We start from the raw sequence: 9,193 nt of genomic DNA on the forward strand, positions 1-9,193 counted from the left end.
GCTTATGCTTGGGGGCTTTTTTTAAATGTTAGACCATAATTATCCGAGTATCTTTATGAAAATTCTTGGACTGCTGTTGATTGTGATCGGTTGTGGCGTGCTGTATTGTTGCCACCCAAATCAATCTTTACTCAAGCAACCACTTGCCAAAACATATCGTGGTTTAGGCATTATTTTTTCTGTCAGTAGCCTATTGATTTTGTGGTGGGTTCTACCCAAAGTCGTGGCTGTTTTATCGTGGCTGATCGGTATCACTGTCGTGTGGAGCTTCTTGCCGTTTGTTCCTCTATTTAAGCAAACAGGTCGCTCATGAAAGCTAAAATTCAACACCCGATTCAACCTGATTGGTGGAGCAAAACCATCGCTGGCGGATTTTTGGGATTTACGCTTGCACTGATGATCGGTTGTTTGGTTTTTCTGATCGGTCGACCATTTCTTGATGCCAGTGTGTTACCACAAATTGCCATGTGGAGTATTCCGTGGAGTTGGCTCCCGATTTTCTTTGCCTGTTATTTCATTCCTAGAGGTTGGCAAGCCATATTGATCATGCTGTTTGCCAATCTGATTGCGGGTTTAGCTGTGTTTTTACTCAGAGGTGCTGTATGAAAGTCCGTGCAGATATCATGAAGCTTTCAAAAAGCATGCATACATGGGTCGGGATTTTTGCAGGAATTCTGCTCTTTATCTGCTTTTTTGCAGGCGGCTTAAGCATGTTTCAGCATCAACTGAGCCAGTGGGCAACGCCTCCTAATCAAGTCCTACCCGCCGTACAAATTCAGCAACTCAATCAGTTAATTGCCAATGTCCAACAGCAACACCCCGCAGCGCAAAAGAGCTTTACCTTAAATTTAAACTCGACTGAATTTCATTATGCTCCCATGATGTGGACAGAAGGTCGCGGTGGTGGACGCCATGCGGTCGATGCAACTCAAAAAACATGGCTTGCCAGCTTAGATGAACACGGTCAGACCCTCATCAAACAAGAACCTTTGGCACAACCAGGACATTTGATTGAGCAATTACATGAAACAGCAGGCATTCCTGGAACACTTGGACATGACAGTTTAGGTGTGACCTTAATGGGTGTGGTGTGCGTCTTGTATTTTCTCGCCTTATTTTCAGGTTTGATTTTACTACTACCCACGTTGGTCAAAAACTTTTTTGCCATTCGTGCGGGGAAAAATAAAAAACGTTTCTGGCTCGACACTCACAATGTGATTGGGATTACCAGTTTGCCTTTTCATGTCATCATTAGTGTAACTGTGGTGGTTTTTGCATTTCATGATATTTTTTATGACACGCTACAGTTTGCATCTAAACAGAAAAAATCATTTTTCCCGCCCCCAGCAGAACAGGTCATTGATCAAGCTGTACCAAAATTAGATATCAATCAGATTTTAGCTCAAGTCAAAAAAGTTTCACCTGAGTATTCCGTAAGTTATATTCAATTCAATAACTTGAACCAACCTGAAAAAGCCAATGCACGCATTGCAGTTTATAGCAGTGATCAAATGCTACGCGGTGCAACACAAGACTTTATGACCATGAACCCCTATAAAGTCAGTGAATACAACAACAAATTTCTAAATACTCAAACAGGTGCTTGGAATAAACTCGTCAATTCGATGTTCAGCCTACACTTTGGTAGTTTTGGTGGCACAGGGATTCGCTGGATGTATGTTTTACTGGGCTTGGCGGGCGCATTTTTGTTCTACTCAGGCAATATTTTATGGGTAGAAACTCGTGCTCGTAAACGCAAAAATCCGAATGATGCGATTCCTGAGCAGCGTAAAGATGTGCGTTTATTAGCCAGTTTAACCATTGGCAGTTGTTTAGGTTGTGTCTTGGCGATTTTTAGTAGTATGTTAATCGGCAAATGGAGTTATGCCCTCTTTAACCCATTGCCGATCACTTTAAATCAACTGTTTATTTATATTTATTATGTGGTGTTCTTAGGCAGTATTGGCTATGCATTTGCAATTGGTGCAGCCAAAGCATTACCGCAGTTTTTACTGGCGATTGCAGTAGTTTTGCTCGCAATTCCAATGACTGCAATTGTGTCCTATCTCATGCCAAGTTTAGGGTTATGGCATTACACAGGTGATCTGATTTGGATTGATATTATTGCCTTACTGATCGGTTTCGTGTTTTTACGTTTTTATCGACAAGCCAAACGGCGCTCTAAAACAGCCGATCAAGGCTCATTATGGGCGGTTTCTGCTTCGACAAGCCTGTCATAAGCATATGCTTTAGATTTGGCAGAAGTTAAGCCAAATCTAAAGCCACCTTTAATCCGACAGATTTGCTATGCTTTACATTCTCTAAAATTATTCTTCTTTATCTACATGCAAGTTACGCCACCTTAATTTCTCGTTTTCTGCCTGAGTAATTTTTCCATCATTGGCTATTCGGCTCGTGATGTGGTGTCGTCTGTGTGTCTATATATCACATCACGAGCCTAATGATTTTTTCTTTTGAATTAGGTTTTTTCTATGTTTTCAACGTATCGACAGCAATGGTTCGGTCATATTCGTGCCGATATTTTGTCGGGTCTTGTCGTCGGCTTGGCACTGATTCCTGAAGCAATTGCGTTCTCGATTATTGCTGGGGTTGACCCGAAAATCGGTTTGTATGCTTCATTTTCAATGGCAGTCGTGATTGCGATTGTCGGTGGTCGACCTGCCATGATTTCTGCGGCTACAGGAGCAATGGCGCTCCTCATGGTCACGTTAGTCAAAGAGCATGGTTTACAATATTTATTTGCCACCACCATTTTGACAGGGCTTTTACAGATCATCGCAGGGAAAATTCGTCTTGCCAATCTGATGCGTTTTGTCTCTAAATCGGTGGTGATTGGGTTTGTAAATGCCCTCGCTATTTTGATTTTTATGGCGCAGCTTCCTGCTTTATACAACGTCAGTGCTTGGGTCTATGTCTTTGTTGCACTGGGTCTTGCGATTATTTATCTGTTCCCTTACGTGCCTAAAATTGGCAAGCAAATTCCATCACCACTGGTTTGTATTATTGTGATTACTGCTTTGGCTTTGCTGTTTAATGTGCATGTGCCAACCGTCGGCGACATGGGTAAACTGCCTGACACACTGCCGATGTTTTTGATTCCGAATATTCCTTTGAACTTGGAAACCTTACAGATCATCTTCCCTTATGCAGCAGCCATGGCAGCCGTGGGCTTACTTGAGTCGATGATGACCGCAACTATTGTCGATGACATGACCCATACTACCAGCAACAAACATCAAGAATGTGTAGGACAAGGCGTTGCCAACATCGTGACAGGTTTCATGGGTGGGATGGCAGGTTGTGCCATGATTGGACAGTCCATGATTAATATTAAATCAGGGGGTCGTGGACGTTTGTCGACATTCTTTGCGGGCGTGTTCTTGTTTATTTTGGTGGTATTTATTCACGACTGGCTGAAAGTCATCCCAATGGCAGCCTTGGTTGCAGTCATGATTATGGTGTCCATCAGTACCTTTGAATGGAAATCGCTCACCCAATTTCATAAAAATCCAAGTAGCAGCAATGTGGTGATGATTGCCACCGTGATTGTAGTTTTAGCCACGCATAATTTGGCGCTCGGTGTGATTACAGGGGTACTTTTATCTTCAGTATTTCTTGCCAACAAACTGGAAAAACAATTGCAGTGTCAAATTACCGATACGGATGAACAGCGCATCTATCAAATTCAGGGGCAAGTGTTTTTTAGCTCAGCCAAAAAGTTTGCTCAATTATTTGAATATCAACATAGTCAAAATCGAATTGTGATTGATCTGGAACAGGCACACCTTTGGGATGTAACTTCAATTGAAACGCTAGATCAGGTGATTGGCAAATTTAAACGCAATGGAATGGACTGTGAAATTCGCGGATTGAATGCTGCCAGTGTGCAGTTGCTACAACAACATGCCACACAGGCGCAGTTACATTTGAGTTAAGCTAAGTTCAAAACTTAAAATCAAAAATTGCAGGCATTTCCGCCTGCATTTTTTATGAATGAGATTTGGCACGAAGCTGAGCAGCATATTCTACTGCATCACCCTCAGGCGCTTGTGATTTGTTATAAGGTTTTGCCACAAACATATAGACCAAACCACTGCCAATCACAAAACCAAGACCAATCAAGACAATCCAGCGGTCAACAAATGAATTACCCGTTGCTGGTTGAGCCAGTAAGTAAATCGCAAAGATGCCGTACGCCAGTGCCAAGATGTTGATGATCATCCCCCAAGCACCAACAGTCCACTCACCTGCGGGTTTCCAGCCTTTAAAACGCTGACGCAGTGCCGCCAAAACCACCATTTGAAATGAGCAATAAATCCCGATCACAGCAAAGGCAGTAATACGTGCCAAGCTGTCTGGCTGGAAGTAAACCAAGAAACATAGCAAAATCGGCAGGATACAGCTCACAATCATGGCATTGTCAGGGACACCTTGTTTTGACAATTTTGCCATCCAACGGCTATTTGGCAACATTTCATCACGCGCAAACGAGAACACCAAACGGCTTAAAGCCGCTTGTAATGACAAAATACACGACAGCATCGCGACAATCGCAATCACGATAAAGATATTCGCGCCAGTTGTGCCGAGTGCTTCATTTAAAATCGCAGGAATCGGGTCAGTAATTTTACCCGATACGATTTGTAGCAAGTTTGGAGATGCCATCAAATAACCAAGTACCGACAAAATTGCAGATACCGCACCAAACACGATACTTAAAATCATGGCAACAGGAATTTGACGACTTGGGTTTTGTACTTCTTCTGCCACGTTACCGCAAGCTTCAAAACCGAAGAACATGAACAAGCCCAACAAAGATGCTGACATAAAGGCGCTAAAGTAAGAACCATTGCTTGCCAACACGCCCATTGAATCAAATACCACAGAGAATGGTTGTGCACGGTGGAAAATTAGCAAGTATAAACCTAAGCCAATCACACTCAGGATTTCACACCAAAACCCGATCCGTGCAACACGTGCCAAGTTTTTTGTGCCTGACATGTTCACCACCATAATCACCAACAGCAAAATCACTGAAGTGACAAGGTTATTCATTGCCGTTGGAGCGAAATGGAGTAATGACAATACAAAGCCGCTACTGTATTCCACAATCGAAGTAACTGTGACTACCAAAGCCCAGAGATAAATCCATGCTGCCATCCACGCGTATTTACGCCCCCATAAACGCCGCGCCCACGGATACAATCCGCCTGTAATTGGATACTGTGAGGCTGTTTCCCCAAACACCATCGCCACCAATAACTGCCCAATTGCAACAATTAAAATCCACCAAATTGATGGTGGCCCCGCCAGAGTAATCGCCAGTGCAAACAGTGAATACACGGCGGTCAATGGTGATAAATAGGTAAAGCCCAACGAGAAATTTGAAATCAGACCAATGGAGCGTTCAAACTGGGTGGCTTCTTGATCTACTGCATGTGCGATGTGTTTGACTTCATCGACCACCAGTCCCACATCTTCTTTAATCGAATGTTTTGTCATGTTATTTCCTTATATTGCCCTTGTCCTTTGCTCAAAAGCAGATCAGAACAAGTATGCTCGGAATTGCCAAAATGGGAATTGAGTATGCCCCAACCCAATTCCCATCTAACGATCTTACCAACCCAATTGTTTGTTAAAGCCTAAAGCGTCGTAGTAATCGCCCTGATAGGTAATTTTGCCGTTATGAATACGGACAAAACTCACCCCTTCAAAGGATAACGGCTTGCCTGTTGCAGGAGTTTCTTTACTCCATGCGCCTGTATTGGTTCCGCTAAAACGCCATTGAAATGAAATGCCATCTTTACTAACCAATGGCTTACTGATCATTTCCCATTTCAAATTGGGTACAGCACCTACAAAAACTTTAATGACATTATCGCGTGCGGCTACACGCCCTTTTTGCGGTGTGCCAACGGTGACATCGTAGTAGACAGCATCTTGTGCCAAATATTTCGATGCTTTTTCAGCATCATGTGCATTCCACGCTGCCATATAGGCTTGAATCACTTTTTGTGGATCTTCTTGTGCGGCATGTGCTGCGCCAACCAATGCCATTAAAGTCATAAAACTAAACGCACGAACGGTCTGTTGCATATTCCTCTCCCCGATTGGAATGTATTTTTAAAATTAATCTTCGTAAGCACTCATGACATGTTTAATACGGGTATATTCCTCGAAGCCGTAGCCCGATAAATCTTTGCCGTAACCTGATTTTTTAAAGCCGCCGTGTGGCATTTCTGCGGTCAATGGAATGTGGGTATTGATCCATACCGTACCAAAATCCAAATCACGAGATAGACGCATGGCACGTGAGTGATCTTTCGTCCAGACACTCGATGCCAAGCCATATTCCACATCATTGGCTTTGTCTAAAGCATCAGCTTCGTCGCTAAATTTCTGTACGGTAATGATTGGCCCAAAGATTTCGGTTTGTACCACTTCATCATGCTGCGCCAAACCTGTGATGACCGTTGGCTCAAAATAGAAGCCTGCTTGCTCGGCTTTTTTGCCACCTGTTTCAATTTTGGCGTGTGCGGGTAAGCGTTCAATAAAACCTTGAATACGTTGAAGTTGCCCTGCATTATTTAGCGCACCATATAAAGCGTCTTGATCATCTGGCAAACCAAACTGGGTATTTTTGGCAGCATTCACCAGTTTTTCTACAAACTGATCATGCACCTGATCGGCAACCAAAACACGGGTTGCTGCGGTACAGTCTTGACCCGCATTGAAGTAGCCAGCGAGTGCAATGTGTTCAGCAGCTTTGTCCAAATCGGCATCTTCAAAAATCAATACAGGGGCTTTACCACCCAGTTCCAAATGCGCTTTGGCAAGATTGGCTGCGGCTGATGCTGCCACTTGTAAACCTGCACGAACTGAACCTGTAATTGACACCAGTGCAGGCACACGATGCGATACCACTAAAGAACCTGCTTCGGCATTGCCAAGTACCACGTTAAATACGCCTTTTGGAAATAATGGCGCTGCAAGTTCTGCCAATAACAAGGTACTTTCTGGTGTGGTATCACTTGGTTTAAGCACCACGGTATTGCCTGCGGCTAAAGCAGGTGCAATTTTCCATACTGCCATTAAAAATGGATAATTCCACGGTGCAACCTGCCCGACCACACCTAAGGGTTCACGGCGAATGCTTGAGGTGGTTCCCTGTAAATATTCCCCTGTCGATTTGCCTTCCAAGCAGCGTGCTGCTCCTGCAAAGAAGCGAATTTGATCTGCTGCGGCAGCCACTTCTTCAGAAGCAATCAAATGTTTGAGCTGTCCTGTATTACGGCTTTGGGCTTCAACTAAACGTTCTGAATGTTGTTCAATCGTATCTGCAAGGGCTAACAGTGCCTTTTGACGAACCGATGGCGTTGCTTTTCCCCACACTGCAAACGCTGATTTTGCCGCCTGATACGCCGCGTTGACTTCAGCTTCTGTAGCATTCGGTGATTGGGCATACACCTCACCTGTCACGGGACTGACAAGGTCAAAGTATGTTCCACCCAGCGATTCAACATATTCCCCATTAATAAAATGTTTTAACTTTTGTATGCTCATTTCGTGTCGTATTCCCTATGTACAGTTATTTAAAATAATACCTATAATGTTATATGTATTATGTTTAAAAATTCCTGTCAATCACTTTTAGCAAAAATATTTGTTTAAGAAAAAACCATATTCAACAAGAAAAGCAGCAAAAAAGATTGAAAAATACGCTATCTATGTTTTTATTTTTGCCAAAGCTCGGTAGATTGTGCAAAGAACACAATAACTAGATTTGACACACTTTCTGACAAGGTAACCCAATGATAGAACTGACACTTGGCGCCAATACTGCGCTCAATACCACTCAACTGACGGTAGACATCCAAGTGTTTGGTTTCAGTGCGGCAGAATTGGATTTTAGCGTCTACCGCCTTGCTCAGCAGAGCCAGAAAGTCCGTGGTGACGATGACATGATTTTTTACGGGCAACCACAAGATCAAGCCCGTAGTTTAAGTTTATCTTCAACAGCAGTGGGTGTCTGTTTAATGATGGATTTATCGCGCCAAGCCCCTGAAGTGGCTTGCTGACTGAAACGCGTGAACCTTCTCCTGAATTACTAGAAGCCCTCAGAGACATTCATGCCGCCAAAGTGCCAATGATTGCTTTATGTTCAGGCTACTTTGTCTTGGGCAATGCAGGCTTACTCGATGGTCTAAATTGTGCCATTCACTTTACCACCCGAGATGAGTTTGCTACATTCCTCAAGTTATCACCATTGTTGACCAGAGCTATGTGGAAGACCAAGGCATTTTGACTTGCCCAGGTGGAACAGCCATTGATTTGGCAGCACATCTGATACGTCAGCACTGCGGTGATATTCGGGCACATAAAACTCTGGAATATTTACTGGTCAATAGTGTAAAACCACGTGAACAAAAAGCTGAGAAAATTACTTTAAACCAACCCAATACTTATGAAAATATTATGCTTCATCAAGCAATTGACTATATGCGTGACAATCTTGCATCACACATCACCTTAAAAGAAGTGGCTGAGCATGTAAATAATGTGGTTCCGTTAATTAGACCACTCAATTCAGTTTTATAAGTGATAAATCCGCTCTAAATATTTAAATTATGCTGCCATTACTTTTAGTAAATGTTGATCATAAAATTCATTCGGTGTGGCCTTATTCAAACTTGAATGAGGACGTATCATGTTATAAAAATCCAAATATTCAGCAATAGATTGTTTCGCTTGTTTTACTGTATCGTAAGCCTTCAAATAGACTTCCTCATGCTTCACGCTGCGCCATAAACGCTCAATCATCACATTATCCATCTATGAGCAGTATACTGCGCAAGTTTACCATCCATACTGATACGGATATTTCGCAATTTTAACTCATTCAAAAATGCCTCGCTTGTGAATTGACTGCCTTGGTCTCTATTAAACACCTCAGGACAACCATATTTCACAATTGCTTCTTGCAACGCATCTATGCAAAAGTCTGTTTCCATACTGATCGATACTCGATGAGCCAGTACTTTACGACTATGCCAATCTATAATTGCACACAGATAGACAAAGCCTTTAGCCATAGGAATATACGTGATATCTGTACACCAGACTTGATTAGAGTGATCGATGACCATGTTTTTCAACAGATATGGGAAAATAC

Annotated in this window: 10 protein-coding genes and 1 pseudogene; 7 read left to right on the plus strand and 4 right to left on the minus strand. The window is 42.8% G+C overall.

All coding sequences use genetic code 11. The features are described 5' to 3' along the window. The first annotated feature begins 25 nt into the window (after nt 1-25). The 4 genes from GBN19_RS08680 (at nt 26) to GBN19_RS08695 (ending at nt 3,956) form a co-directional block, all read left to right on the plus strand. Nucleotides 26-313 (plus strand): hypothetical protein, encoded by a 288-nt coding sequence (locus GBN19_RS08680; protein WP_228271241.1) that lies wholly within the window; start codon nt 26-28, stop codon nt 311-313. Beyond that, on the plus strand, nt 310-606 hold the full coding sequence (locus GBN19_RS08685; protein WP_151777862.1) for a hypothetical protein: 297 nt from the start codon (nt 310-312) through the stop codon (nt 604-606). The genes GBN19_RS08680 and GBN19_RS08685 overlap by 4 nt, the downstream gene beginning before the upstream one ends. After that, complete coding sequence (locus tag GBN19_RS08690; protein ID WP_151777863.1) at nt 603-2,240, plus strand: PepSY-associated TM helix domain-containing protein; 1,638 nt, start codon at nt 603-605, stop codon at nt 2,238-2,240. Before GBN19_RS08685 ends, GBN19_RS08690 begins: the two co-directional genes overlap by 4 nt. Nucleotides 2,241-2,492: 252 nt before the next feature. Beyond that, entirely contained in the window at nt 2,493-3,956 is a 1,464-nt protein-coding gene (locus GBN19_RS08695) for a SulP family inorganic anion transporter (protein WP_151777864.1), read from the plus strand. Between the two features lie 52 nt (nt 3,957-4,008). Here the strand turns inward: GBN19_RS08695 and GBN19_RS08700 are convergent, their stop codons facing one another. The 3 genes from GBN19_RS08700 to GBN19_RS08710 form a co-directional block, all read right to left on the minus strand. Continuing rightward, a complete protein-coding gene (locus GBN19_RS08700; protein ID WP_215903488.1) occupies nt 4,009-5,523 on the minus strand; it encodes an APC family permease in 1,515 nt (504 codons plus the stop codon). A gap of 114 nt (nt 5,524-5,637) precedes the next feature. Then, entirely contained in the window at nt 5,638-6,117 is a 480-nt protein-coding gene (locus tag GBN19_RS08705) for an ester cyclase (protein ID WP_151777865.1), read from the minus strand. Between the two features lie 33 nt (nt 6,118-6,150). After that, complete coding sequence (locus tag GBN19_RS08710; RefSeq protein ID WP_151777866.1) at nt 6,151-7,584, minus strand: gamma-aminobutyraldehyde dehydrogenase; 1,434 nt, start codon at nt 7,582-7,584, stop codon at nt 6,151-6,153. Between the two features lie 248 nt (nt 7,585-7,832). Between GBN19_RS08710 and GBN19_RS08715 the strand changes: the two genes are divergently transcribed. From GBN19_RS08715 to GBN19_RS08725, 3 genes are read left to right on the plus strand one after another with little or no spacing between them, the layout of a single operon-like run. Then, nucleotides 7,833-8,099, plus strand: a complete 267-nt coding sequence (locus tag GBN19_RS08715; RefSeq protein ID WP_151709989.1) for a hypothetical protein — start codon at nt 7,833-7,835, stop codon at nt 8,097-8,099. After that, complete coding sequence (locus tag GBN19_RS08720; RefSeq protein ID WP_151777867.1) at nt 8,093-8,326, plus strand: hypothetical protein; 234 nt, start codon at nt 8,093-8,095, stop codon at nt 8,324-8,326. Before GBN19_RS08715 ends, GBN19_RS08720 begins: the two co-directional genes overlap by 7 nt. Then, nucleotides 8,305-8,619: a hypothetical protein gene (locus GBN19_RS08725; protein ID WP_151709987.1), complete on the plus strand. Its 315-nt coding sequence runs from the start codon at nt 8,305-8,307 to the stop codon at nt 8,617-8,619. The genes GBN19_RS08720 and GBN19_RS08725 overlap by 22 nt, the downstream gene beginning before the upstream one ends. 27 nt (nt 8,620-8,646) lie before the next feature. Here the strand turns inward: GBN19_RS08725 and GBN19_RS08730 are convergent. Then, nucleotides 8,647-9,193 (minus strand): annotated as a pseudogene (locus tag GBN19_RS08730) (IS3 family transposase); the annotation flags it as partial.

The sequence above is a fragment of the Acinetobacter brisouii genome (assembly GCF_008993995.1).
Lineage (GTDB): Bacteria > Pseudomonadota > Gammaproteobacteria > Pseudomonadales > Moraxellaceae > Acinetobacter > Acinetobacter brisouii_A.

What these genes read in the sequence shown, in the direction of transcription:
- GBN19_RS08700 (WP_215903488.1), bottom strand. Translation starts at nt 5,523, where the DNA reads ATGACAAAACATTCGATTAAAGAAGATGTGGGACTGGTGGTCGATGAA.
- GBN19_RS08710 (WP_151777866.1), bottom strand. Translation starts at nt 7,584, where the DNA reads ATGAGCATACAAAAGTTAAAACATTTTATTAATGGGGAATATGTTGAA.
- GBN19_RS08685 (WP_151777862.1), top strand. Translation starts at nt 310, where the DNA reads ATGAAAGCTAAAATTCAACACCCGATTCAACCTGATTGGTGGAGCAAA.
- GBN19_RS08680 (WP_228271241.1), top strand. Translation starts at nt 26, where the DNA reads ATGTTAGACCATAATTATCCGAGTATCTTTATGAAAATTCTTGGACTG.
- GBN19_RS08705 (WP_151777865.1), bottom strand. Translation starts at nt 6,117, where the DNA reads ATGCAACAGACCGTTCGTGCGTTTAGTTTTATGACTTTAATGGCATTG.
- GBN19_RS08715 (WP_151709989.1), top strand. Translation starts at nt 7,833, where the DNA reads ATGATAGAACTGACACTTGGCGCCAATACTGCGCTCAATACCACTCAA.
- GBN19_RS08695 (WP_151777864.1), top strand. Translation starts at nt 2,493, where the DNA reads ATGTTTTCAACGTATCGACAGCAATGGTTCGGTCATATTCGTGCCGAT.
- GBN19_RS08690 (WP_151777863.1), top strand. Translation starts at nt 603, where the DNA reads ATGAAAGTCCGTGCAGATATCATGAAGCTTTCAAAAAGCATGCATACA.